At 61.7% G+C, this 25,579-nt stretch carries 23 protein-coding genes and 1 pseudogene; 11 read left to right on the plus strand and 13 right to left on the minus strand.

Annotation, left to right across the window (positions count from 1 at the left end):
* Positions 1 to 694: 694 nt before the first annotated feature.
* On the plus strand, positions 695 to 1,807 hold the full coding sequence (locus AB4Y32_RS35805) for a diguanylate cyclase domain-containing protein (RefSeq protein WP_439899883.1): 1,113 nt from the start codon (positions 695 to 697) through the stop codon (positions 1,805 to 1,807).
* 103 nt (positions 1,808 to 1,910) lie between these two features.
* On the opposite strand, the gene AB4Y32_RS35810 is transcribed toward AB4Y32_RS35805, so the two are convergent.
* From AB4Y32_RS35810 to AB4Y32_RS35820, 3 genes are all read right to left on the minus strand, one after another.
* Positions 1,911 to 3,941 carry a TonB-dependent siderophore receptor gene (locus AB4Y32_RS35810; RefSeq protein WP_368725815.1) on the minus strand — a complete coding sequence of 677 codons (2,031 nt, stop codon included), beginning with the start codon at positions 3,939 to 3,941 and terminating at the stop codon, positions 1,911 to 1,913.
* Positions 3,942 to 4,641: 700 nt separating this feature from the next.
* A complete protein-coding gene (locus AB4Y32_RS35815) occupies positions 4,642 to 5,055 on the minus strand; it encodes a VOC family protein (protein ID WP_368725816.1) in 414 nt (137 codons plus the stop codon).
* Entirely contained in the window at positions 5,055 to 5,597 is a 543-nt protein-coding gene (locus tag AB4Y32_RS35820; protein ID WP_368725817.1) for a helix-turn-helix transcriptional regulator, read from the minus strand. Before AB4Y32_RS35820 ends, AB4Y32_RS35815 begins: the two co-directional genes overlap by 1 nt.
* A 255-nt stretch (positions 5,598 to 5,852) precedes the next feature.
* Between AB4Y32_RS35820 and AB4Y32_RS35825 the strand changes: the two genes are divergently transcribed.
* Positions 5,853 to 6,671 (plus strand): DUF899 domain-containing protein, encoded by an 819-nt coding sequence (locus AB4Y32_RS35825; RefSeq protein ID WP_368725818.1) that lies wholly within the window; start codon positions 5,853 to 5,855, stop codon positions 6,669 to 6,671.
* 212 nt (positions 6,672 to 6,883) lie between these two features.
* Here AB4Y32_RS35825 and ubiM read toward each other — a convergent pair whose 3' ends face one another.
* Positions 6,884 to 8,080 carry a 5-demethoxyubiquinol-8 5-hydroxylase UbiM gene (gene ubiM, locus AB4Y32_RS35835; protein WP_368725819.1) on the minus strand — a complete coding sequence of 399 codons (1,197 nt, stop codon included), beginning with the start codon at positions 8,078 to 8,080 and terminating at the stop codon, positions 6,884 to 6,886.
* Positions 8,081 to 8,137: 57 nt separating this feature from the next.
* Entirely contained in the window at positions 8,138 to 8,560 is a 423-nt protein-coding gene (locus AB4Y32_RS35840; RefSeq protein ID WP_368725820.1) for a hemerythrin domain-containing protein, read from the minus strand.
* Between the two features lie 715 nt (positions 8,561 to 9,275).
* On the opposite strand from AB4Y32_RS35840, the gene AB4Y32_RS35845 reads away from it, so the two are divergent.
* A complete protein-coding gene (locus AB4Y32_RS35845; protein WP_368725821.1) occupies positions 9,276 to 10,712 on the plus strand; it encodes a sialidase family protein in 1,437 nt (478 codons plus the stop codon).
* A 186-nt stretch (positions 10,713 to 10,898) separates the two neighbouring features.
* Positions 10,899 to 11,687, plus strand: coding sequence for a phosphate/phosphite/phosphonate ABC transporter substrate-binding protein (locus AB4Y32_RS35850; protein WP_368725822.1), 789 nt, complete (start codon positions 10,899 to 10,901; stop codon positions 11,685 to 11,687).
* A 28-nt stretch (positions 11,688 to 11,715) separates the two neighbouring features.
* Here AB4Y32_RS35850 and AB4Y32_RS35855 read toward each other — a convergent pair whose 3' ends face one another.
* The 4 genes from AB4Y32_RS35855 to AB4Y32_RS35870 form a co-directional block, all read right to left on the minus strand.
* Positions 11,716 to 13,728, minus strand: a complete 2,013-nt coding sequence (locus AB4Y32_RS35855; protein WP_368725823.1) for an acetyl-CoA carboxylase biotin carboxylase subunit — start codon at positions 13,726 to 13,728, stop codon at positions 11,716 to 11,718.
* A 67-nt stretch (positions 13,729 to 13,795) separates the two neighbouring features.
* Entirely contained in the window at positions 13,796 to 14,581 is a 786-nt protein-coding gene (locus tag AB4Y32_RS35860; RefSeq protein ID WP_368725824.1) for an enoyl-CoA hydratase/isomerase family protein, read from the minus strand.
* Between the two features lie 26 nt (positions 14,582 to 14,607).
* Positions 14,608 to 16,215: a carboxyl transferase domain-containing protein gene (locus AB4Y32_RS35865; protein ID WP_368725825.1), complete on the minus strand. Its 1,608-nt coding sequence runs from the start codon at positions 16,213 to 16,215 to the stop codon at positions 14,608 to 14,610.
* A 30-nt stretch (positions 16,216 to 16,245) separates the two neighbouring features.
* A complete protein-coding gene (locus tag AB4Y32_RS35870; RefSeq protein ID WP_368725826.1) occupies positions 16,246 to 17,427 on the minus strand; it encodes an isovaleryl-CoA dehydrogenase in 1,182 nt (393 codons plus the stop codon).
* Positions 17,428 to 17,732: 305 nt separating this feature from the next.
* Between AB4Y32_RS35870 and AB4Y32_RS35875 the strand changes: the two genes are divergently transcribed.
* The 3 genes from AB4Y32_RS35875 to AB4Y32_RS35885 all read left to right on the plus strand — a co-directional run bounded on the left by AB4Y32_RS35875 (position 17,733) and on the right by AB4Y32_RS35885 (position 19,267).
* A complete protein-coding gene (locus AB4Y32_RS35875; RefSeq protein ID WP_368725827.1) occupies positions 17,733 to 18,512 on the plus strand; it encodes a TetR/AcrR family transcriptional regulator in 780 nt (259 codons plus the stop codon).
* Between the two features lie 78 nt (positions 18,513 to 18,590).
* On the plus strand, positions 18,591 to 18,761 hold the full coding sequence (locus AB4Y32_RS35880; protein WP_368725828.1) for a hypothetical protein: 171 nt from the start codon (positions 18,591 to 18,593) through the stop codon (positions 18,759 to 18,761).
* A 104-nt stretch (positions 18,762 to 18,865) separates the two neighbouring features.
* A complete protein-coding gene (locus AB4Y32_RS35885; RefSeq protein WP_368725829.1) occupies positions 18,866 to 19,267 on the plus strand; it encodes a PRC-barrel domain-containing protein in 402 nt (133 codons plus the stop codon).
* A gap of 127 nt (positions 19,268 to 19,394) precedes the next feature.
* Here the strand turns inward: AB4Y32_RS35885 and AB4Y32_RS35890 are convergent, their stop codons facing one another.
* Positions 19,395 to 19,961: a glycine zipper family protein gene (locus AB4Y32_RS35890; protein WP_368725830.1), complete on the minus strand. Its 567-nt coding sequence runs from the start codon at positions 19,959 to 19,961 to the stop codon at positions 19,395 to 19,397.
* Between the two features lie 207 nt (positions 19,962 to 20,168).
* Between AB4Y32_RS35890 and AB4Y32_RS35895 the strand changes: the two genes are divergently transcribed.
* Positions 20,169 to 20,702, plus strand: coding sequence for a MarR family winged helix-turn-helix transcriptional regulator (locus AB4Y32_RS35895; protein WP_368725831.1), 534 nt, complete (start codon positions 20,169 to 20,171; stop codon positions 20,700 to 20,702).
* Positions 20,703 to 20,759: 57 nt separating this feature from the next.
* Here the strand turns inward: AB4Y32_RS35895 and AB4Y32_RS35900 are convergent, their stop codons facing one another.
* From AB4Y32_RS35900 to AB4Y32_RS35910, 3 genes and pseudogenes are all read right to left on the minus strand, one after another.
* Positions 20,760 to 22,253: an aldehyde dehydrogenase gene (locus tag AB4Y32_RS35900; RefSeq protein WP_368725832.1), complete on the minus strand. Its 1,494-nt coding sequence runs from the start codon at positions 22,251 to 22,253 to the stop codon at positions 20,760 to 20,762.
* 52 nt (positions 22,254 to 22,305) lie between these two features.
* Positions 22,306 to 22,468: pseudogene (locus AB4Y32_RS35905) on the minus strand (XRE family transcriptional regulator); the annotation flags it as partial.
* A 177-nt stretch (positions 22,469 to 22,645) separates the two neighbouring features.
* The gene (locus AB4Y32_RS35910; protein ID WP_368725833.1) at positions 22,646 to 22,834 is read right to left on the minus strand and encodes a hypothetical protein; all 189 of its coding nucleotides are present in this window, start codon (positions 22,832 to 22,834) and stop codon (positions 22,646 to 22,648) included.
* A 1-nt stretch (position 22,835) separates the two neighbouring features.
* Between AB4Y32_RS35910 and AB4Y32_RS35915 the strand changes: the two genes are divergently transcribed.
* The 3 genes from AB4Y32_RS35915 (at position 22,836) to AB4Y32_RS35925 (ending at position 25,538) form a co-directional block, all read left to right on the plus strand.
* Entirely contained in the window at positions 22,836 to 23,060 is a 225-nt protein-coding gene (locus AB4Y32_RS35915) for a hypothetical protein (protein WP_368725834.1), read from the plus strand.
* Positions 23,061 to 23,385: 325 nt separating this feature from the next.
* Entirely contained in the window at positions 23,386 to 24,168 is a 783-nt protein-coding gene (locus tag AB4Y32_RS35920; RefSeq protein ID WP_368725835.1) for a gamma-glutamyl-gamma-aminobutyrate hydrolase family protein, read from the plus strand.
* A gap of 35 nt (positions 24,169 to 24,203) precedes the next feature.
* A complete protein-coding gene (locus tag AB4Y32_RS35925) occupies positions 24,204 to 25,538 on the plus strand; it encodes a glutamine synthetase family protein (RefSeq protein WP_368725836.1) in 1,335 nt (444 codons plus the stop codon).
* Positions 25,539 to 25,579: the final 41 nt, after the last annotated feature.

Consider the following 25,579-nt stretch of genomic DNA (forward strand, 5'->3'; position numbering starts at 1 on the left):
TTGCGGGTGCGCTTCGTCGACAGATCCAGACCAAGACCAAGCTGTGTCATCTCGCCGCTCCTTGAAGTATCCCCATCCCAGGATAGTTCACGCTCACGTCAGTGCCAGGACTTTTGCAGAGATTCCAAAGATCTCGCCAGCAATACATAGAACGCTCAGGAGGCTTTCTGGTAAAGGGCTATAGCGAATGGACGAGACTCTATTCGTTCGTGCCGGTTACTCATCCGGCGCACGCTGATCGTTGCGAGCTCATCCGGTTGAATCCGCCTATATCCGCAGGGCTTGCGGGTAGATTGCGGGTAGAACCGACGGGAGACGATTGGTCTGCACTCCGTCATGAAGCTCAAGTACCCGCTGCCGTCGAACGTCAGGCCACGCGAAGAACACTATAAGATTCGTGGCTACGACTCCATGTATTTGATGGTGTCGATCGCGGGGTTCGCAAACGTTGAACCGAGCTTACCGGTCTAAAGTTGCCGCCCGCAAGCGCCGATAACCGGTCATGTGGTGTCGATCGCTTCACTCATGGGATGGCATCCCGCTGTCGAGCCGAGGCTGACGGACATCCGGTGCGTGCCGCGGAGGCGTCGATCCCTGCCCTTGTCGCGTTCCCGGTCACCGCATGGGGCGACAAATAATCGTCGCGAGGCAATTCGCAGGTGCTCAAGTGACGAAACCAATCAAATCGTTCAGCTTGCCGCAGGGCAAGCTTGCTTGCTGGCTGCTGCACCCCGGGAGAGACACTCCGCAAGAGATCCGGACAGCGCTTGTCTATACGCTGTTCGGCACACTGCCGATTTTCCTGGGTGGCGTATTCAACACGATAGCCGTTGCCTGGGTGCTCGAATACCGCCATCCAGGCGCACTATTCCGGTTCTGGCTGATCTCGGAGATCGTCGTCTGCGTGGCTCGCCTGTTCGTGCTCATGCTGGCTCACCGGCGGGCGCAGCAGGGCAAGTCCACGCCGACCGACATCTATATTCTTCTTGCGCCCCTATGGGGAGCGACGGTCGGCTATGGCGCGTTCATCAGTTCGATAAGCGGCGACTGGGTGGCGGCGACGCTCTCCTTTCTTTCGGCGGCGGCGATGGTCGGCGGAATCTGCTTCCGGAACTTCGCGGCGCCGCGGCTCGTCGCCATCATGATCTTTCTGTCGCTCGGCCCATGCTGTATTGGCGCGGTGCTGTCGGGCGAACCCGTGCTGCTGCTCACGCTGGTTCAGATTCCGTTTTATCTGTTCGCGATGAGTGTCGCCGCCAGAAAGCTCAACGCGATGCTCATTACCACCATGGAGGCGGAGCGCGAGAACGATCGCCGCGCGCGCCACGATGGCCTGACGGGACTGCTCAACCGCGCCGGCCTTTTCCATGCGACGACCTATGAACTCGCCAGGTCCGCTCATATCGAAACCGGCGTGCCGCTTTTCTATATCGATCTGGACGGTTTCAAGGCCGTCAACGACGAGCATGGGCACGAGTTCGGCGACAAGCTGCTGGTGCAGGTCGCGGCGAGACTGCGCCAGCTCGCCGGACCGGACGCCCTCGTCGCGCGAATGGGCGGCGACGAGTTTGTGATCGTCGGCCAGGTGCCGGGCGCATCGGAACCCCACACCTTTGCGGACAGCGTCATCGCCGGGATCGAAAGGCCGTTCCATCTGGCTGACGGCGTGGTAATCGAAATCGGCGCCAGCATCGGTATTGCACCCGTGACTGGCGTGGGGAACGGGATCGACAAGGTGCTGGGGTCGGCGGACGTCGCGATGTATGAGGCCAAACGCCACAAGAAGAAGAGCGCGATCGCCGCTTGAAGCGGTTCAACGCGTAATCTGCGTTCAAGCACGACCGTTGCATCAATGTGCGTGTGACGGTGCATGCGAGCCGGCGCAAAAAGCGATGCACTCCGCCAATGGACTACCAGCGATAGTTCATCCCCGCAAACACCTGGCGTCCATAGCCGAACGCGCACCAGCTTCCGTAATAGCACGAAGCAACGTATTCGTTATTGAACAGGTTCTGCGCGTTGACGTACAGCTCCGCACCCCTGAGCTGCGATACAGCGCGGCCGAGATCGTAGCGAAGCGTGGCATCGACGAGGAAGAAGCTCTGCACCTTGAAACTGTTGTCGGTGCTACACGTGGTGCCCGTGTAGCGTCCACCCGCGCCCATCGACAGACCCGCGAGCGGGCCACGATCGATCGTGTAATACGCCCACAATGAGGCCTGATTCTGCGGAATCGCCGCGAGATGCTTGCCTTCGAGTCCGCTGTTGTCCTTCGTGTAGACGGTGTTCAGATACGTATAGCTTGCCGCGACGTTCAATGAATTCGTCAGGCTGACCTTCGCTTCGAGTTCGACGCCGCGCGACCTCGCCTCGCCTGCCTGCGACTGGAAGTTCGGATTCGAATCATCCGTGGTCAGCAGATTCTCGCGCGTCAAACTGAAGAGCGCCGCAGTGAAGAGCGCGTTGTAGCCCCTCGGCTGAAACTTGACGCCGACTTCGTACTGGTGCCCGCGCTCGGGATCGAACGCCTTGCCGTTGATGTCGGTGCCCGCCTGCGGCGTGAACGACTGCGTATAGCTGACATAAGGCGCAATGCCGTTACGGAACACATACGTGAATCCCGCACGCCCCGTGAACGCGCGATCGAACTGGCTGGACGAGGTATCGAACGTATCGTTGCGTGTCTTGCTGCTTGCCCAGTCCTCGCGTCCGCCGAGCGTCAGGATTGCGTTGCCGAGGCGCGCCTGATCCTGCGCATAGACGCCGTACTGCGTGCCGCTCAGCACCTGATGGTAGCGGTCCGGCGGCGTGACGGGCTGGTTGTAGACGGGCGCGAACATGTCGATCGACGGCCCCGTGCCGAAGCCTGCGTCGAAGTTGCTCGCGTAGTGCTGGTAATCGAAACCGACGAGCAACGTATGGTCGATCGGCCCCGTTGAAAAATTCCCTTCGAGCTGGTTGTCGAGCACGACGGTGTTCAGGTTATCCGTCGATGCCGCCGTTCCGCGGTCGAGCGTGCGCAGATCGTCTTCGAGCATCGATGCATAGACGCTCTTGTAGTCCTGCGCGAGATGCAGGAAGCGGCCATTCGCGCGGAACGACCACGCGTTCGTCAGACGCCGCTCGAACGTGTAGCCGATCGATTCCTGCACGCGATTGAAGCTTTCGAAGTTCGGGTCGCCGTCGTAGAAGTTGCTGGGCAGCTTGCCATTCGGATTGAACAGCACCGTGCCTTGCGGCGGGACGCTGCCGTACGACGTGCTGCGCGGATCGTGCTGATAGAGACCGAACAGCGTCAACGATGTCCTGTTATCCGGGCGCCAGGTGAACGACGGCGCAATCGCAATGCGCTCGTTCTTCGTCATGTTCACCTGGCCGTCTTCCTTGCGCGCGATGCCCGTCAGGCGAAACAGATAGCGATCGTCACCGGCAATCGGTCCGGACAGATCGAACTTGCCCTGCACGTGGCCGTAGTTGCCAATTTCGACGCCGACCTCGTGCAGCGGCAGCACGGTCGGCATCTTGCTTTCCATGTCCAGAAGCCCGCCCGCCGCCGCCTGGCCATACAGCACCGATACCGGCCCCTTCACCACTTCGATGCGCTCCATCATGTACGGATCGAACTGCGGCACCGCGTACCAGCCATTGTTGATCAGCTTCAGGCCGTTCCAGTAAGTGTCGGCATCGAAGCCGCGGACTTTCAGCTGGTCGTAGCGCGTCGCGATGCTGCCGCGCGTCTCGGGCGTCACGCCCGACGTATAACGCACGACAGCGTTCAGGTTCTGCGCGTTCTGCTGCTCGATCTGATCGCGCGTGATGACGGAAACGGACTGCGGCGTCTCCAGAATCGGCGTGCCCGATTTCGTCGCGCTCGAGTTCCATTGCGCGACGTATCCGTTGGTCGGCCCGTACGGCGCGTCCGGATTGCCTTGTGCGCTCACGCTGACGGCTGGGAGCGTGGCTTCGTGCTGAGCATCCGCATCCGTAGTGGATGGTTGCGCATCCGCGGATTGCGCGCCGGCGTGAGTTGCTGCAAATAACAGCAGCACGGCAATCATAAGCGGCCGGAGCGCCGTGGAATTTTGCTTGCCCGCTTTCATTGTTCTCTTGCTTACCCGTATTCAAATGCGAATGGTTGTTATTTGCGTTTGCATTATGGCGAGAGCGTTTTGTTTTGTAAAGTTGGCGTTGGAGAGTCGTCGGAAATTCACGACCTTCCGGGGCGTTTCAACAAGAGATAAGAAAGGGGCGTGCGGATGTCTGGAAATGGACTGGACTCGATTGATCGCACTCGCGGGCATCGTGCGTTCGGGCCGTGGGCGCGTGCTGGCACGAAATCATGCGTCGGGATTCGCGCTCCATGCCGCCAGCAAATCGGACCACGGCGACGCGCGTGGCGTCCGAGATCGCGGCCGGGCGCATCGTGGCTACGGCATTGCGATTCGCTTAGCGCGCATCGCGGCCCGCTGACGCAAAAGGTGTCCACGCATGTCAAACGGCGCGGAAAGGAGAAGTCGGCAGCGTGATTGGATCAAGCTGCGCTAATGGCATCGGGGGCACCGCACTCGCCGCGATGCTCCCCTGTCACTGACGATATGACGGCCCCTCGACAGCGAAACCGTCGAATTTCAATGCCCGTATTTATTTCGACGGCGGAGACTGGATCACCTTCCAGCCGTTGCCCGCAGGATCACGGAAGCCGGCATCGACGCTGCCGAAGCGCTCCACGGGCTCCTGAGTGAACTCCACGCCGCGCGCTTTCAACTGCGCGTAGCTCGCGCGGCAGTCGGTCACTGAGAGAACGAGGGGCGGCATGGCCCCTTTGGCCACCATCGCACGCAGGGTTTGCGCGGTGGCTTCGTCGTGGATCGGCGGGCCGGGTGTGAACAGGCCGAGCTGGAACGACGGCTGCTCAGGATGCTGGACCGTGAGCCAGCGATAGTCGCCGTTGCGCACGTCCGTATGGACGCGAAATCCGAGTTTGTCGACATAGAACGCGAGCGCCTCATCCTGATTGTCGACGTACAAGCCCACCACGTTGATACCCTGGTTCATCACGACACCTCCTCGATTGATGGCGGGAATGTACCTTTGGCCACGCGGCGGCGCTTCTCCAAAACTGCGATCGTGAGGTCCGGCCGCTGCGCCGCCTTCAGGACGCAGGCAGGCACGGGGCCGGGTTGAGCCGTAGCGGCCCGGGCCTCGACACGCATCGCGCTGGGGGTTCGGCCCGTGATGTCGCGGAATGTGCGGCCAAAAGTACCCAGGCTCTCCCAACCGGTAGCAAACGCAATTTCCGTGATGCTGAGCTCGGTGTCGCGCAGCAGGGCCGTGGCGCGTTCGATGCGCCGCGTCAGCAGGTATCGGTGCGGAGGAACACCGAACGCTCGCTTGAACGAATGCGCAAAATGGGCTTCGGAGACACCACTGACCTCGGCGAGGCGCTTGACGGGCCAGACCTCGTTCGATGCAGCGTCCATGCGATCTTTGGCGCGTAGCAGGCGACGCAGCAGGGCCGGGTCTTGCAATGCGCCGTCATCGACGGGTGCGGATGACGAGGCGAATTGCTGAGCGTTGTGGATTTCGCGAAAGGACATGGCCTTCGGGATCGGGTGGCATATGAGCAGAGTTTAAGGTCCACCAGCCGCACTCGCATAGCGAAGGATGCCGCGATAGATGCGCCGCGCGCACGTCAGATCGTCCGCCGGAATACCGTCACACTTGTTACTCCCAACCGTAGACGTGACAGCTCAAACTGTCTCTCAGCAAACATCCAGCGACGCGTGCTGAACGGCATCGCGCTTCAGCCTCGCGACGCAGGAATCTTCCCCAGATCAGGAGGTTGCAAAGCCATGACTTCATCAGCCGGAAATACAACGAAAGACACAACGAAAGACGCAACGAAAGGCGGACAGCCCGCCATGCATACGCCGCCCGTCGTCTCGCAGCAGGCGTGGGAAGAGGCGCGCCAGCAGTTGCTCGTGAAGGAAAAGGCCCATACACGCGCCCGTGACGCGCTGGCCGCCGAGCGTCGCCGGATGCCGTGGGTGGCCGTCGAGAAAACATACGCATTCGACGGGCCCGCGGGCAAGGCGAGCCTGCTGGACCTGTTCGACGGTCGGCGTCAACTGATCGTCTATCGTGCTTTCTTCGAGCCGGGTGTGTTCGGCTGGCCCGACCACGCATGCCGGGGCTGCTCGATGGTGGCCGACCAGGTCGCCCACCTCGCCCACCTGAACGCCCGCGACACGACGCTTGTGTTCGTCTCGCGCGCGCCTCAGGCGGACATCGAGCGACTGAAGGCGCGAATGGGCTGGCAGATACCGTGGTTCACCGTGACGGACAGCTTCGACGCCGACTTCGGCGTCGACGAATGGCACGGCACGAACGTGTTCTACCGTGACGGCGACCGCGTGTTCCGCACGTACTTCATCAACAATCGCGGCGACGAGCAGATGGGCGGCACCTGGAACTATCTCGACATCACGCCGCTCGGTCGGCAGGAAGTCTGGGAGGATTCGCCCGAGGGCTATCCCCAGACGCCGACCTACAAGTGGTGGAACTGGCACGATAGCTATGTCGCCGACGCGCCGCCCGACAAGAAGTGGGTCGAGGTGTCGGATGCGGGAGAGGCGGCGTTCAGGAACCAGCAGAAGAATGGGCAGCCGTGAATGCCAGTGATCCGATGGCGATCCTCGCTGAACGGTCATGACCGTTTCGAGGGATCGCCATCGATTGCAAAAGCTATTCGATACGACACCGCATCGAAATAGCAGAAGCCGTGGAAATGACCCGATCGGCGAAGCGTTTCTCGTCGCGGTCGGCTTGCCATCGCGATCACGCGACTGCGATGCTTACCGCGCCGATGCCGCGCCGAATACCCCTAGCCGGTCAACGACGCCGCGATAGCTTTTCTGAAAGGCGTCGAGAACGAAGCCGCACGCAGCATGATGTTTCGTGCCAGCTTCGCTGGGACGCTACTGTTCGTATAGATGTCGGTGACAAGCCGCGTGGCGAGATAGAGCGGCCTGGTCGCGCGGCGATGGCTATGTCCGTAACGGCTCAAGACGGACTCCGCGCCCACATCGAAGCCATGCCTATGCGCAGCGACGATTCTCTTGCATAACGTCTCCACACTCGCCAGTCCGAAGTTGAACCCATGCGCGGTCACGGGGTGCATGCCGACGGCAGCGTCACCCACTGTCGCGAAGCGCTTTCCGACGAATCGCTCGGGGTATACGGAGACCAATGGATAAAGATGGCGAGTGCTCGCCAAGTTCATCACGCCCAGCCGCCGCGCGAATCTGTGCTCCAGGTTGGCGCTGAATTCGTCTGGCCCAAGAGAGGCAAGTTCCGTCGCCTCGCACGCGGGCAGCGTGAGCACCACTGAAGACTGGTGCGCATTCGTCGATCGATCCGGATTCATGGGCAGCAGCGCGAGCGTCTGCCCATATCCGAACCATTCCCACGCCGTGTACTGATGGGGCTGCTCGTGTGTCATTCGGCACACAAGCATCGATTTGCCGAAATCGCGCATGTCGGCGGAAATTCCCATCATCTTGCGCGTCGCCGAGAAGCGGCTATCGGCTGCAACGATCAGCCTGGCCGAGAGGGTCTTTCCGCTCTCCAGCGTCACGCTGGCAGAGAACTCATCGCTCTTGACGCTACTCACCTTCTCCGCCGCGAGCAACGTGACGTCATGGTTTTCGCCGATACCGCGATGCACCGCGTCATAAGCGGCCTTGCGGATCAGGTAGTTGGAAACCAGCCAGCCGAGTTCTGTGTGGCCGGCGAGTTCGTGCCCGATCTCCAGTGCCGACAGCGACGAGCCATTGAATACCTTCGCGCGGCGCAGCGGAGAGCGAGCGTCTGGGTCTATCAGATCCCAGAGACCTAATTGCTGCATGAATCGAACTGACTTTTGAGTCAGCGCGATCTCACGGCCATCGAATTTCGGGTCGCTGATTTCATTCAAAGACTGCTGCTCGATCAATGTGATTCGCAGGCCGAGCCCACTGAGTGCGCGAGCGAGGCACAGCCCCACCGGACCGGCACCCACGATAACGATGTCGTTTGCCATGTAAGCGAATGACTGGTCTGAAGTTGCGTGAATCGAGGAGAGTGGCTCGTGCATCGTTCACGCAGCCTGAGAGACGCCGTGTTCCTGCATGTACGCAACCATCATTGCGTCCATCGTTTTCACGTGATGTGCGAACCACACGCGCAACTCGCTCAACAGTCGCCGCCCCAGGTCAAAGCGGCCGTTGTCCGCCATCTCCCGGCGCACCGTCTCGACTACATGCAGCACATGACGATGCTGGCCCGCATGGCAATGACGCGGACCGAAGTCCATCGCTTCCATCCACGATTCTTCCTGCGTGAAATGCTCCCCGGTGTGGGCAATCCAGTCGTCGAGCGAAGCGATGAGCGACTCGTCAGCGGCAGAGTCCGCGAGGTCGAGCAGGCGAATAAACTCGCTATGCGTTGCATCGGTTACAGGTTCTCCCAGTTGCAGATCGGGAGGAAGTATTGGCGCGCATTGCGTTGCGGATGTCGACATAGCGAGAATTCGAAGCAGAAGCAGCTGGTACGGCTTTCTCAGGAGGCAAAGCAAGATAGCAAAGTACTGCACCTCTTCCGCTGATCTCGATCAAGCGTCACATCATTGATGATGTTGAAAATCCGGCCGGATATCGGCATTGGCGATGGCGCGGATTCGCTAGCAATCGCTGTTCCCGCGCCGCCTCAAATTTGCGAAGCGTGACCGTTGATTCGTTCAGCGAGAATTCAAGGGAGCAGCTCGCGCCGATCACGCACGTCGAAAAGCATCCACTCCCAATCGCGTGAGAACCAATTGCAATTTGAGAACATTCAAAGTGAGAACATTCAAAGCCTTTTCTTTATCGACTTCGAACGTTGGGTCATCGTGCATGTACTCCCAAAGCCGCGTATTTCACTGGATGGCGTACCGATGTTGTGAAACGACCAGACAAATAACTCTCGCGGTCACAAAATATTCTTGCTACGAATGCCGCCGCGACCTAAAGTCCATTGCATTCCGCCGACGATTATCAGCTGTTAAACGGCGGGCCGGCGGCCAGCGTAGTACCGCCTGACGGCAAGAGCAGACCTGAACGTTGTGATAGAGCCGTAACCGACGCGGTGTCGGTGTTCACCGCTGATGGCATGCAGCAGCCGGACCGGTAGCGCATGTGCAGCCTCGGAAGCTACTGTCGCGCCTGTTGCAGACCGCAAATGAAAAAAGAGAGGCTTTCATGCGTCGCAACACATCCAATGTACTTCTACCAGGGACAATACTAGTTCTCGCGTTGGCTGCGAGTGCAACGAGCCTGGCTGCCCCCGTTACCGTTTCCACTACACCCAGCCCGTTCGCAAACTGCACTATCGGCGGACCCGGTACGAACTTCGTGAACGCCGAGGTCGAACCGTGGCTGGCCGTCAATCCCGCCAATCAGTCGAACCTGATCGGCGTATGGCAGCAGGACCGCTGGTCCAATGGCGGAGCACACGGTCTGGTCGCGGGCTACTCCTTCGATGGCGGCCAGACGTGGAAACAGACCAATCTTCCCTTCAGTGCATGCGCAAACGGACTAGGGTATGAGCGTGCGTCGGACCCGTGGGTGTCGATCGGACCGGACGGCACCGCCTATTCGGTATCCATTTCCTTCAACCAGTCCAATAACAACAATGCGGTGGCTGCGGCAGTGTCAACGGATGGCGGCATCACGTGGGGAAACCTGAGCGTGCTCATCGCCAACAATGAACCAACGGTGCAGTTCTTCAACGACAAGGAGTCAGTTACCGCCAATCCGATCAAAGCCGGTGTTGCATACGCGGTGTGGGACCGGCTCGAGTCGCCGAATGGCAATCCGTACGCCAACCTGCACACGGCGGCTTTCCGTGGGCCGGCTTACTTCTCGAAGACCGTGGACGGGGGCAAGACATGGAGTTCGCCTTCCGTCATCGTGAAGGTTCCGTCGCGGCAACAGACTATCGGCAACCAGATCGTAGTCAATTCGCAGACAGGAACCCTCTATGACTTTTTCAATCTGATCACGCCGCCCTTCAGCGTAACGGCCAACAAGGTCGCGTTCATCAAATCGACGGACGATGGCGCAACCTGGACGAAGCCACAGATCATCGCCGACTTGAGAACCGTCGGTGTCACAGACCCGAATACGACTGAGCCTTTGCGTACGGGCGACATCATTCCCGAGCCCGCAATCGATCCGACGACGGGCCAGCTTTATGTTGTCTGGCAGGACTCGCGCTTCAACGGCGGTCAATTCGACGAGATTGCGCTGTCCACTTCCACCGACGGCGGGAAAACATGGAGCAGTCCGATCCGCGTCAACACACCGACGGGGCGTGCCGCTTTCAATCCGTCCATTCGCGTCAACTCCGCCGGGACGGTCGCCGTCACCTACTACGATCTTCGCGACCTGCAGGCCGGAAACGTGACGACATTGCCCACGAACATCTGGCGCACTACGTCGACCAATGGCGGACAGAGTTTCGGTGGCGAAATAAAGGTGTCCGGTCCATTCGATATGAAAATGGCGCCGAACGCGGAGGGCTTTTTCGTGGGCGACTACCAGGGCCTCGATGTCCGGGGAACGAGCTTCGTGCCGCTCTTCGTGCAAACGACGGGCAATACCGCTAACCCCACCGATGTATTCGCTGCACCGTAATCCGCGAAGTCGTATCTGAACGCGGGTTTGGGGCATCCGTGAAACAGGGAGTGCGCGCGGCGATGGTCGAACACCGTCGCTGCGCCGTCGGCAGCATCGAGCCTTCGGTTTCGTAGCAGCGTTACTTCACTCAGGCATCAGTGCAGTGGCCACATCACCGGCGAATCCGCGTTTAGAATCGCGAGCATGAACGCGATCGCCGCCCTGCCGATGTACAACGTGTCGTCCGCACTCGCGGCCGACTGGCACGCGCTGCTCACAGACGTGCTCAAGCAAGTTGATCCAATGGCGCAGATCGTCGAGCCGAACGATCTGGATGCGTTCTGGCGTCAGCCCGGCCTGCTGATTTCGCAGACATGCGGCTATCCCTTCGTGCTCGGCCTGCACGAATACGTGCAATTGATCGCGACGCCGCATTTCGATGCGCCCGGCTGTGAAGGCGCGACGTATTCGAGTGTGCTCGTCACTCGCGCCGGCGCGCAATTCGATTCTCTCGACGCATGTCGCGGCGCGCGCGCCGCGTATAACGCCACCGATTCGAACAGCGGCTACAACGCGTTGCGGCATGCGACAGCACCACTTGCCCGCGATGGCCGATTCTTCGGTGCGACATTGGAGACGGGCTCGCATCTCGGCTCGCTTCGCGCGCTTGCCGACAACCGTGCGGACATCGCCGCTATCGATTGCGTGACGATGGCCTTCGTGCGCGACGCTTATCCGCAGCTCGCGAGTGCAGTGAAGGAAATCGGCTATGCGGGCGCGTCACCGGGCTTGCCGTTGATCGCCTCCAAGAACATATCGATCGAACAGATTGGCGCTCTGCGCGTCGCGCTTGATCACGCGATCGAGACACAACCCGTGCGTGCACGACGCCTGCGACTCAAGGGTTTTTCTGTATTGCCGCACGAAGCGTACGATTGCATCGCGCAAATGGAACACGAGGCGCGCATAGCGAACTACGCGCGCCTCGCATGACGCCGGACACTTCCGCGTTATCTGTGTGTTATTCGACGTCGAGCACCAGCAGCTGCGCGCCGTCGGCGACCTGATCGCCGACGCCGTACAGCACCTCCGCCACCTTGCCCGCTGCGGGTGCGCCGATCGTGTGCTCCATCTTCATCGCTTCCATCACGAGCAGCGGCTGCCCCTTCTCGACGACAGCGCCCTCTTCGACCAGCACCGCGATCACCTTGCCGGGCATCGGCGCGGTGAGACGCCCTTCGCCGTGCTCGGCATCGGCTGCATGCGCCAGCAGGTTCTGCCATTCGAACTCTAGCGCATCGCCGCGGCAAAACACATGGAACGTATCGCCGTCGATAAACACACGGCCCGTCACGTGCGCATCGCCGATAGTCGCGCCGTATTCATGCTTGCCCGCGCCCGCCCACCACTTGAACGGCTCGGTCTTGCCATCGTGCGTGAGCATCCGCGACTCCCCGTCGCGCGAGAAAAGCACTGTAAATGCAGACTCTTTCTCGACGTCGCGCCAGTTGAGCGTCTGCGTATAGCCGCTGTTCAGGCGCCAGTGCGACAGCGCATCCCACGGCGATGCGCCGTGCGCGAGCCCGCCTTCGCGCGTCATCAGCGCGCCGCAAGCGAGCGCCAGCGCTTCGAGGAACGGCTTCTGAAATGGCGCGAAAAGCGCATCGTGATGACGCTCGATCAAACCCGTATCGAGGTCGCCTGTCGAAAACGGCACGCTCGTCACGATGCGTTGCAGGAACTCGACGTTCGTATGCGGCCCGACCACTTCGCAGTCGCGCAACGCATGACTCATGCGCTTCAATGCTTCGTCGCGGCTCGCGCCGTGCACGATCAGCTTCGCGATCATCGGGTCGTAGAACGGCGTGATCGTATCGCCTTCGCGCACGCCGCTGTCGATACGCACGGGCGCGCGTTCGCCGCCGAGGCCCAACGAGAACTCGACGCCTTCCGGCATGCGCAGATGCTTCAACGTGCCCGTCGACGGCAGGAAGCCGCGCGCCGGATGCTCGGCGTAGATGCGCGCTTCGATCGCATGGCCATCGATCTTCAACTGGTCCTGTTCGAGCGGCAGCGGCTCGCCCGCCGCGACACGCAATTGCCACTCGACGAGATCCTGGCCGGTGACCATCTCCGTGACGGGATGCTCGACCTGAAGACGGGTGTTCATCTCCATGAAGTAGAAGTCGCCGCCCGCCGTCATGATGAACTCGACGGTACCCGCGCCGACGTAATTCACCGCGCGCGCCGCCGCGACGGCCGCCTCGCCCATCGCGCGCCGCACATGCGGCTGCAAGCCCGGCGCGGGCGCTTCTTCGAGCACCTTCTGATGACGGCGCTGCACCGAGCAGTCGCGATCGAACAGATACACGGCGCCGCCGTGCTTGTCCGCGAACACCTGCACTTCGACGTGGCGCGGCCGCGTCAGATACTTTTCGATCAACACGCGGTCGTTGCCGAAGCTGCTGGCCGCTTCACGTTTGCACGACGCGAGCGCCGCCGCGAAATCCTCCGTGCGCTCGACGACGCGCATGCCCTTGCCGCCGCCGCCCGCGCTCGCCTTCAGCAACACGGGATAGCCGATCTCGTCGGCCTGGCGATGCAGCAGATCGGCGTTCTGATCGTCGCCGTGATAGCCCGGCACGAGCGGCACAGCGGCCGAATGCATCAGCGCCTTCGCGGCAGCCTTCGAGCCCATCGCGGCAATCGCTTCGACGGGCGGCCCGATGAACTCGATGCCCGCCCTCTCGCATGCATGCGCGAAGTCCTCGTTCTCCGACAAGAAGCCGTAGCCGGGATGCACAGCCTGCGCGCCCGTCGCAAGCGCCGCTTCGATGATGCGTTCGACGCGCAGATAACTCTCCGCCGCCGTCGATCCGCCGATGTGCACGGCTTCGTCGCATGCAGCGACGTGCTTTGCGTTCGCGTCGGCGTCGGAATAGAGCGCGACGCTCGTGATGCCGAGCCGCTTGCAGGTCGCGGCGACGCGGCAGGCAATTTCGCCCCGGTTCGCAATCAGGATCTTGTTGAACATGAGGTGTCTCGATGGGGTGTTGTTCTGTGTGCGCGTGCCTTCGCGTTCGGCCTCATATGCCACGCGATCACGCGCGCCACGACGGCGAACGTTTTTCGAGGAACGACGCGACGCCTTCGCGTCCTTCGGCGCTCGCGCGAATCCGCGCGATGCGCGCCGCCGTATCTTCTATCAGCGCCGCATTCAGCTCGCGGCCCGCAATGTCCTGCACGAGCTGCTTGCATGCCTTGACGGCGTGCGGGCCGTTCGCGCACAGCGTCGCTGCGATCTGTTGCACGGTCTCGTCGAGCTTGTCCGCGCTCACGCATTCGCTGACGAGGCCAAGGCGATATGCCGTTGCGCAGTCGAACTGCTCGGCTGTCGTGAAGTAGCGGCGCGACGCCTGTTCGCCGAGCGCGCGAATCAAATACGGCGCGATCGTCGCGGGAATCAGGCCGAGGCGCGCTTCGGAGAGACAGAACTTCGCGGTATCGACGGCCACGACGATATCGCACGCCGAAATCAGGCCCATGCCGCCCGCGTATGCGTCGCCGTTCACGCGTGCGATCACCGGCTTGTTGCAACGGTAGATCGACGCGAGCATGTCGGCAAGACGCATTGCATCGGCGCGGTTCTCGTCGTCCGAGTAACCGGCCATCTTCTTCATCCAGTTCAGGTCCGCGCCCGCGCAGAACGCCTTGCCGTTCGCGGCGAGCACGACGGCGCGCACGTCGTCGTGCTCGTTCATCGCACGAAAGACGGAAGTGATCTCCGCGATCATCGCTTCGTTGAACGCGTTGCGCACGTCGGGGCGATTGAGCGTGACGGTCGCGACCCGGTTATCGAACGCGACGGTCAGGTTTTCGTATTGCATGATCCTGGGCTCCTCGATCGATGGCATCACATGCGGAACACGCCGAAGCGCGTGTCTTCGATCGGCGCATTCATCGCCGCCGACAGCCCAAGGCCCAGCACATCGCGCGTCTGCGCGGGGTCGATCACGCCGTCGTCCCACAAGCGGGCGCTCGCGTAATACGGGTGGCCCTGATGCTCGTACTGCTCGCGGATCGGCTGCTTGAACGCCTCTTCCTGCTCGGCCGTCCACGTGCCGCCCTTCGCTTCGATGCCGTCGCGCTTGACGGTCGCGAGCACGGATGCCGCCTGTTCGCCGCCCATCACCGAGATGCGCGCATTCGGCCACATCCACAGAAAACGCGGCGAATACGCGCGGCCACACATGCCGTAGTTGCCCGCGCCGAACGAGCCGCCGATGATCACCGTGAACTTCGGCACCTTCGCAGTCGCCACGGCCGTCACCATCTTCGCGCCGTTGCGCGCGATGCCTTCGTTCTCGTACTTGCGGCCCACCATGAAGCCCGTGATGTTCTGCAGGAACACGAGCGGTATCTTGCGCTGGCAGCACAGCTCGATGAAGTGCGTGCCCTTCAGCGCGGACTCGGAAAACAGAATGCCGTTGTTCGCGACGATGCCGACCGGGTGCCCCCAGATATGCGCGAAGCCGCACACGAGCGTCGTGCCGTAACGTGCCTTGAACTCGTCGAACGCGGAATCGTCGACGATGCGCGCGATCACTTCGCGGATATCGAAGGGCTTGCGCGTATCGACGGGAATCACGCCGTACATGCTCTTCACGTCGTAGCGCGGCGGCTTCGGCTCCTGCATCGCGACGGGCACATCCTTGCGCCGGTTCAGATTGCCGACGATGCTGCGCGCAATCGCCAGTGCGTGCGCATCGTTTTGCGCGAGATGATCGGCGACACCGGAAAGACGCGTATGCACATCGCCACCGCCGAGATCTTCCGCGCTGACCTCTTCGCCCGTCGCCGCTTTGACCAGAGGCGGCCCGCCCAGAAAAATCGTGCCCTGGTTCTTCACGATGATCGACTCGTCGCTCATCGCGGGCACATACGCGCCGCCCGCCGTGCACGAGCCCATCACGACGGCGATCTGCGGAATGCCTTGCGCCGAAAGATTCGCCTGGTTGTAGAAGATGCGGCCGAAGTGATCGCGGTCCGGGAACACATCGTCCTGATTCGGCAGGTTCGCGCCGCCCGAATCGACGAGATACACGCACGGCAAGCGGTTTTCCTGCGCGATTTCCTGCGCGCGCACGTGCTTCTTCACCGTGACGGGATAGTAAGTGCCGCCCTTCACGGTCGCGTCGTTGCAGACGATCACGCATTCCTGGCCCGCGATGCGGCCGATGCCCGTGATGACGCCCGCGCCCGGCGCATCGTCGTGATACATGCCGAACGCCGCAAGCTGCGACAGTTCGAGAAACGGCGTGCCCGGATCGAGCAGTTGCGCGATGCGATCGCGCGGCAGCAGCTTGCCGCGCGACACATGCTTGTCGCGCGCAGCGGGGCCGCCGCCCAACGCGAGCTTGCTGATCTTCGCCTTCAGGTCTTCGACGAGGGCTTCGAGCGCCGCCGCGTTCGTGCGGAAATCGTCGGAGCGCGGATTCAACTTTGATTCGATGATCGGCATCGCGTTGTTCTCCTTTTCGATGCGGGTGCTTTACATCGTTTCCGCGAACAGCTCGCGGCCGATCAGCATGCGGCGGATTTCGCTCGTGCCCGCGCCGATTTCATAGAGCTTCGCATCGCGCCACAGACGGCCCACCGGGTACTCGTTGATATAGCCGTTGCCGCCGAGAATCTGGATCGCTTCGCCCGCCATCCACGTGGCCTTTTCCGCCGTGTAGAGAATGACGCCCGCGCAGTCCTTGCGCACCTGGCGCACGTGCCCCGAGCCGATCGTGTCGAGCTGGCGGCCGACCGCGTACAGATATGCGCGGCACGCCTGCAGCGTGGTGTACAGATCGGCGACCTTGCCCTGGATCAGCTGGAATTCGCCGATCGACTGGCCGAACTGTTTGCGATCGTGGATATACGGCACGACGGCGTCCATCACGGCCATCATGATGCCCGTCGGGCCGCCCGCGAGCACCGCGCGTTCGTAGTCGAGGCCGCTCATCAGCACCTTCACGCCGCCGTTCAGTTCGCCGAGGATGTTCTCTTCCGGCACTTCGACGTTCTCGAACACCAGCTCGCCCGTATGCGAGCCGCGCATGCCGAGCTTGTCGAGTTTCTGCGCAACGGAAAAGCCCTTCATGCCCTTCTCGACGATGAACGCGGTAATGCCGCGCGGACCCGCTTCGATGTCGGTCTTCGCATAGACGACGAGCGTGTCGCAATCCGGCCCGTTCGTGATCCACATCTTCGTGCCGTTCAGCACGTAGCGGTCGCCTTTTTTCTCCGCACGCAGCTTCATGCTGACGACGTCGGAGCCCGCATTCGGCTCGCTCATCGCGAGCGCGCCGACGTGTTCGCCCGACACCAGCTTCGGCAGGTACTTTTGTTTCTGCGCTTCGTTGCCGTTGCGGTGGATCTGGTTCACGCACAGGTTCGAATGCGCGCCATACGAAAGACCCACCGATGCCGAGGCCCGCGAAAGCTCCTCCATCGCGACCATGTGCGCCGTGTAGCCCATATTCGCGCCGCCGTACTCTTCGGAGACGGTCATGCCCAGCACGCCCAGATCGCCGAACTTCTTCCACAGGTCCATCGGGAACTGATCGGTGCGGTCGATCTCGCCCGCGCGCGGCGAGATCTCCTTCGCCGCAAACGACGCGACGCTGTCGCGCAGCATCTCGATCTCTTCACCAAGCGGGAAGTGCAAACCGGGCAGGTTACTCATTTGTGTGTCTCCAGGAGTTCATCGTGCGCGGACCACGCGGAGGGTGCGCGCCACATCGCATCAACCGATTTTTCTGAGCGAGGCTCAGCCAGCTCGTTGGCCGCGCAGCCGGTGTGATGACCGATGAGTCCGGGAATGACCGGCGCGCGACAGCATAGACCGCATTTCACTCCAGATTTACGTAAGCGTCAATCGGTATTTTTGAGTATCACTCAAAAACGTTATGCACGCGCTGAGCCGCTATTTACCGTGGTAGTATCGGCCACAGCGGGGCTTTCCTGCCCCGAAATCTGAACTGGACTCATATGATGGGCGTAGCAAGGGCGGAAGTGCCGGGATCACGCCGCCAGCCGGCGGGACGCAAATCGCAGCAGCGCGTGAAGGAAATTCTTCAGGCGGGCCGCGACGTGTTCTCCGAAAAGGGCTACGAGCGCGCGACCACGGCTGAAATCGCGCAACGGCTCGGCATTTCCGAGGCGACCGTGTTCAGCTACTTTCGCGGCAAACGCGAACTGTGCGCGCGCGTGATCGGCGACTGGTACGACGAGATCATCGAGGCCATCGAGTCGGGCTTGCCGCGGGACGGCAGCATCCGCCAGCAGTTCGCGTTCATCGTCCGCACGCATTTGCGGCTGATGCTGGTCAACGGGACGGGCTTGTGCGCGCTGGTGCTGTCCGAGGGACGCACGCGCCAGCACGAGCTGAGCGAGGAACTGACGGGCCTTCAGAGGCGCTACACTGCGCCGCTGATGCGCGTGCTTTCCCAAGGCCAGCAAACCGGCCAGATCCGCTCGGACGTGCCGCTGCGCCTGCTGCGCTCGCTGGTGTTCGGCCCGATGGAGCATGTGCTGTGGGACGCGACGCTCGGCAATCGTCGCACCGATATCGACGCGACGGCCGACCGTCTGATCGACGTGCTGTGGACAGCGCTGCAACCGCCCGACGCATCGCTCAGCGCGCTCGTGCAATTCCGCCAGGAAGTAAGCGAAGCGGCGCGCCGGCTCGCGGAAGCCGAGGCCGCGCAAAAGCTGGCGAAACCGCGCGAGACCGCGACCGTCGCCGCGAAAAACAACGAGAACGCGTAGATCGCGCTCGCGCGCCCGGCCGGGAGCGCCACTTGCTGGCAACACCTATGCCAGCAATGAACCCAGGGAGGACCGGCCATGCCCACGAAGCCCAGCCAAGGCGACAACCCGATCCACCACGATCAGTCCGACTCGCCCTCACCCGGGACTGTCGAGACCGACTTGCCCAACGTCGGTCCGCCGCAGGACCCGGACGCTCCGCCACTCGATCCCGACGTCAACCCCGATTACGAGGACGACAAGCCGTAGGGGCACGCGCCGCTCATCAACAACATCGAATAACGGCAATCGTCGTGCGTGAGATCAGAGCAGCGCGCCACGGGCGCCAACCATGGTCGATAGGGAGGACCATCGTGCAACAAGCATTCAACCGAACATGCCGGATCGGCCTCGCAAGCCTGCTGGCCGCGCTCATCTCGACATCGGCGCTCGCGCAAGGCGCGCAGCAGTCGATCACCGAGCGCCACACCGAGGTCATGCAGACGGGCACCGGCTTTCGCGCATCGAAGCTCTCGGGCGCGACTGTCTATAACCGCGACAAGGACAAGATCGGCATCATCGACGACCTGGTCGTCTCGCCGTCCGATCACACAGCGTTCGCGATACTTTCGGTGGGCGGCTTTCTCGGTATGGGCAAGCACTATGTCGCCGTGCCGTTCAGCGATCTGCAGATCAACAGCAAGCAGGTGATGATGCCCGACGCGACGAAGTCGTCGCTGGAGGCGTTGCCCGAGTTCAAGTACGCGCCGGACTGACGGGCTTTGATCGCTTTCAACACTTTCATCGCGCAGCGAGAGACTGCACGGATATGTGCACGCTGCACATATACAGACAAAAGACGCGAGCGCCGTGACAATGCTCGCGTCTTTCGCTCACACCCGATCAGTAATAGGGATACGGTGAGTACACGACGCCCGGCGGGCCGTAGTAGTAGTAAGGACGCGGCGCGTAATAGACGGGCGGCGCTGAGTAGTATGCAGGCGCGGGCGGTTGCGCGATCGTATTGCCCTTCGCCACCATGCACTGCGCGTAGGCGGCGTCGTAGCGCGCCTGCAAGCCGTAAGCCGAGTACGACGCGCTGTTGGCACCCGTCGCGCCGCCGAGCAGCATGCCACTGCCCGCGCCGATCGCCGCACCCGCGCCCGCATTGCCCGCCGCCGCGCCGAACAGCGCGCCGACGGCCGCGCCCCCGAGCGTTCCGAGGGCCGCGCTATTCGCGGAATTGTGCGTCGCCGCCTGCGACGCGCCGTTCGCATCCGTGCTGCGGAACGCATAGTCCCGGCACGCGTAATCTTCCTGCTGGAACTGCTCGAGCGGCTCGCCCTTGCGCGGCATTGCGACCACGCTCGGCCCGCTGGGCGGCGCAACGGCGCAACCGCCCAACGCGAGCACCGTTCCGACGACGAGCGCCGGCGCGGCAAGCTTTCTCGTGATCTGTGTTCTGTTCATCTTCGTCGACACGCCAGTATGTGAATCCAGAGTCCAATATAAGAACAATAGTCGAAGCGACTCGTCGATGAGTTACGAATCCGTTACTGGATATTTCCACGCAATTCACTGAAAAGCGCAAGTAAGGGCCAGCCGGATTCGCATTGAATCCGCGCACCGATATGTGCATCATGCACATATGCACATTGCACACATCGAGGTGACGTCATGGTTCAGCGCACGGCAAACCTGCTCGGCGTGCTCGCCGTTCTGGTGAACGACGATCTGAACTCGCCATCCACGCTGCCCGCGCTCGCCGGGCCGACGGCACGCGCGATGCTTAATGCAATCGGCCAGTATCCCGATTCGTCGATCGAAGTGCTGCGCGAAGCGGTCGCGCTTTCGCACCCTGCCGCCGTGCGCGCAGTCGCTGGGCTCGTCGACGCGGGCCTCGTCGAAAAGAAGGCGGGCAACGACAAACGTTCCGTCGCGTTGGCTTTGACGCCTTCGGGGCGTCGCGAAGCCAGCCGCTTGCGCACGGCGCGCGGACGCCTGCTGGAGCGCGTCGTCGGACGACTCGACGACGACGAGCGCGCCGTCTTCGAAGACCTGCTGATCAAGATACTCTGGAACGAAACACGCGACGCATCGCACGCAATGCAACTCTGCCGCTTCTGCGACGACAAGCCGTGCCTGAAGGCCGGCTGCCCCGTCGAGTGCCGCGAGCAAGGCATGCCGATGCCCGGACGCAACGCATCATGAGCGCGCCTGCGTCCGCCTCGGCAGTTGTGCCGTGCGCCGGCGCGCCCCGTCCGTCACTCAACGCAGACGCACGAGCGTCGACTTCAACTCCGTATACTTTTCCAGCGCGTGCAGCGACTTGTCGCGGCCATTGCCCGATTGCCTGTAGCCGCCGAACGGGAAGTTCATGTCGCCGCCCTCGTCATAGCAGTTGACCCACACGGTACCCGCGCGCAAACGTCGCGCGACTTCGTGCGCCGTCGTCAGGTTTGCGGTCCACACGGCTGCGGCGAGGCCGTAGTCGCTGTCGTTCGCGATCTTCACGGCTTCGTCGATCGAATCGAACGTGATCACCGACAGCACCGGCCCAAAGATTTCTTCGCGCGCGATCTTCGCGTCGTGTTGCGATACGTCGAAAACAGTCGGCTCGATATAGAAGCCGCCGCTTTCCTGCTGCACGCGCGAACCGCCGTGCAGCAGCTTCGCTTCGGCGCGCCCCGCTTCGATATAGGCGAGCACGCGATCCAGTTGAAGCTGATCGACGATCGCGCCCATCGATGTTTTCGGATCGAGCGGATTGCCCGGAATATAGCCCCGCGCTGCCTCGACGAGCTTGTCGAGAAACACGTCCTTGATGTCGCGATGCACGAGCAGCCGCGAACCCGCCGTGCACATCTCGCCCATGTTGTAGAAGATCGCGCCCGCCGCCGTCTTTGCGGCGCGGTCGAGGTCCGGGCAATCGGGCAGCACGATGTTCGGCGACTTGCCGCCCAGTTCCAGCCATACGCGCTTCAGATTCGATTGCCCCGCGTATTGCATGATCAGCTTGCCGACATTCGTCGAACCGGTGAACGCGAGGCAATCGACATCGCGATGCAACGCGAGAAGCTTGCCCGCCTCTCCACCGCCCGGCACCACGTTGAATACGCCCGCAGGAATGCCCGCTTCGAGTGCGAGTTGCGCGACGCGAATCGCCGACAACGGCGACTTCTCCGATGGCTTCAGCACGACGCTGTTGCCCGCCGCGAGCGCGGGCCCGAACTTCCACGAAGCCATCAGGATCGGGAAATTCCATGGCACGACGGCCGCGACGACACCCAGCGGCTCGCGCGTCACGAACCCGACGAGATGATGATCCGCGGGCACCACTTCGCCGCCCACCTTGTCGATTGCTTCCGCGAACCATTCGACGCAATACGCGGCACCCGGCACATCGACTGAGGTCGTGTCGCCGATCGGCTTGCCTGCATCCAGCGTTTCGAGCAACGCAAGTTCGTCGAGATGTTCGCGCATCAGCGCAGCCCATTTGAGCAGCGTCGCCTTGCGCTGACGCGGATTGAGGCCGGCCCATACTCCCGCTTCGAACGCGCGCCGCGCGCCCCTTACGGCCGCGTTGACGTCGGCTTCGCCGCAATCGGCGACCTGCGCGAGTACCTTTCCGTCGATCGGGCTCACGCAGTCGAACGTACGCCCGCTCTCAGCCGGCCGATACTTGCCGTCGATAAACGCGCGGCCCTCGATTGCAAGCACCGCTGCCTTTCCCTGCCAATAAGCCAATGTCGTCTTGTCCATCAGGATGCCTCAATGTCATACAAGTGACGCAAAGCGCCAGCCTTGCGATTTCGCCGAGGTTCAGCATCTTCGCGCGGCGCGAGATGCTGCGCGCCCCCTTCGATTTCAAATGTGAAGAATTCCGCAACGCTCATCGGAGCGCAGTTTCTCTTCAATGTGCCGACAGAAGAACTCACGCGATTCTGTTCGATGAGCGAGATCTGTGCGAGAAACAGCGGCTCGAATAGCGCACACGTCTATTGAATATACTAGTCGCTTTAAATCGACTGCCGCCGGGGAACCCTGCAAAAAATCGAAGCTTCTATATACCTGCCGCATTCAAATGCTGATTTGAATGCCGATATATTCTCAGGGTAAGCCCGCATAAATTGACGAAAAGACTTTTCCGGAATTTACGACTCGTATATGCTGACGACAGGTCGATCTTCTTTCGTTCGGTTATCCAACGCGCTGAGCAATTCGAGCGGCGTCATAGCGATAAAGAATGTATTTTGAATGACAACCTGGCGTCCCGTTTTCTTTTTATTGGTGCGTTTTTCAAGCGGGGCGCTCAATACTTCAACGTGCCAGTCGAGTGTCATCGTGAGAGTCCGTGGCCCTTTGGTAAGGTGGGATCGTAGTCAGTTCGCGAGGTGTCTTCGCGATGACAACGCCATCGCCGACGGCAGCAACGGCAGGCATGCGTTTCGCCGCTATCTGTCCGTCTCCACGATCCTGTCGCGTCGTTCCGTCCGACGTCATAACTCCATTTCTGCGCGTGCCTTCATCGCGGTGCACACCGACGGTGTCGCATCGCTCTTGCCCTAGCGTCTCTCCATCTTCCGCTGTCTGGCCCACTCACGGGTCAATGCTTCGCGCGCGTCAACGCGCTGCGTCTTCGCTTGCGCTCGCCCCTTCTCCGGGCACGCGCCGTTGCACGCCCGCGGTCGCACGCAGCGGAGCAAACCGGACAGCTTATCTGATCGCAACGCGCGGCGCGGTTCGCTGACGACCGTGACAAACAAGCACCCTTGAAGCGGCTTTGCATTGCGCAAGACTGCGGAATAGTGCCGCACGCACGCAGCCATATACACAGTCGAGTGTGGCAACGTGTGTGTCGCGTTAGTGCAGCAATCAACGAATACGATTAGTCATGCCAACGAAGCCTTTAGTCGGCATCGGCGCCGACAGAACGATGAGAGGCGAGCACCCATCGCATGTGGTCGGCGAGAAGTACATCGCGGCCGTGGTCGACGGCGCGCAGGCGCTGGCGGTTTTGCTGCCCGCGCTAGGCGAACGGCAGGCACCCGATGACGTACTCGCGCACGTCGACGGCCTGCTGTTTACGGGCAGCTATTCGAACGTCGAGCCGCGTCGCTACGGCGGTCATGCGAGCGCGCCAGGCACGCTGCACGACCCCGCACGCGACGCGACGACGCTGCCGCTGATGCGCGCCGCCATCGATGCGGGCATCCCTGTCCTCGCGATTTGCCGTGGCTTTCAGGAAATGAATGTCGTATTCGGCGGAACGTTGCATCAAAGCGTTCACACGGTGGACGGCTACGGCGACCATCGCGAGAACAAGGAAGACGACATCGACGTGCAGTACGGGCCGTCGCATGCGCTGCATCTTGTGCAAGACGGGCTGTTGCATAAGCTCGCCGGCGGCGCAAGCGAAGTGTACGTCAATTCACTGCACGGACAAGGCGTCGAGCGGCTCGGCAACGGCCTCACAGTCGAAGCTCGCGCGCCGGACGGTTTGATCGAAGCGATCAGCGTCGCCAATGCGCGTGCTTTCGCACTGGGTGTGCAATGGCATCCGGAATGGAAGCATGCAAGCGACGCGCTATCGACAGCGATCTTCCGCGCGTTTGGCGCAGCGTGCCGCGATCGAATGCGCACGAGGACGGGTTCGACTGCAGGCGCGCACGCCTGATCCCCGTCTCGCGCAATAAAACAGAGAGAACAATCATGCAAGACATTGATGAATTTCTGAAGAAACATCACATCACCGAAATCGAAGCGATCATTCCCGACATGGCGGGCATTGCGCGCGGCAAGATCATTCCGCGCAGCAAGTTCGAATCAGGAGAATCTATGCGGCTGCCGCAGGCCGTGATGATCCAGACCGTGACGGGCGAGTACCCGGACGACGGCTCGCTCACGGGCGTTACCGATCCCGACATGGTGTGCGTGCCCGATCCTTCGACGATCCGCATCATTCCATGGGCCGTCGATCCCACTGCGCAGGTGATTCACGACTGCGTGCATTTCGACGGCACGCCCGTCGCGATCTCGCCGCGCCGCGTACTGCGCCGCGTGCTCGATCTCTACAAGGCCAGAGGCTGGAAGCCCGTCGTCGCGCCGGAGCTCGAGTTCTATCTGGTGGACATGAACAAAGACCCCGACCTGCCTTTGCAGCCTCCCGTCGGGCGCACGGGGCGTGCCGAGACGGGACGCCAGGCTTATTCGATCGAAGCCGTCAACGAGTTCGATCCGCTTTTCGAAGACATCTACGAGTATTGCGACATTCAGGAACTGGAAGTCGACACGCTGATTCACGAAGTGGGTGCCGCTCAAATGGAAATCAACTTCCTGCATGGGGACCCGCTCAATCTCGCGGACCGCGTGTTTCTCTTCAAGCGCACCGTGCGCGAAGCGGCGCTGCGTCATCGCATGTACGCGACTTTCATGGCGAAGCCGATGGAGGGCGAACCCGGCTCGGCGATGCACGTGCATCAAAACATCGTCGATCGGGAGACGGGCCAGAACCTTTTCACAGGCAGCGACGGCAAGCCGACCGCGCTGTTCAACCAGTACCTCGCGGGACTGCAGAAGTACACGCCCGCGCTGATGCCGATCTTCGCGCCGTACATCAATTCGTATCGCCGGCTGTCGCGCTTCATGGCCGCGCCGATCAACGTGCAATGGGGTTACGACAACCGCACGGTCGGATTCCGCATTCCGCATTCGAGTCCGCAAACGCGCCGTATCGAGAATCGCATTCCGGGTGTCGACTGCAATCCGTATCTCGCGATTGCCGGCACGCTCGCCGCCGGCTATCTCGGCATCACGCAGCGTCTGACGCCGACTGAGCCGCTCACGAGCGACGGCTACCAGTTGCCGTACCAGTTGCCTCGCAATCTCGAAGAAGGGCTCACGCTGATGGCCGCATGCGAGCCGCTCGCCGAGATCATGGGCGAGCAGTTCGTCAAGGCGTATCTCACGCTGAAGGAAACCGAATACGAGGCGTTTTTCCGCGTGATCAGTTCATGGGAACGCAAGCATTTGCTGCTGCACGTCTAAGCCCTGGTTTTTTGAGTACCCGGAATGCAACGTGCAAGCGC

The sequence above is a fragment of the Paraburkholderia phymatum genome (assembly GCF_040965635.1).
Lineage (GTDB): Bacteria > Pseudomonadota > Gammaproteobacteria > Burkholderiales > Burkholderiaceae > Paraburkholderia > Paraburkholderia phymatum_B.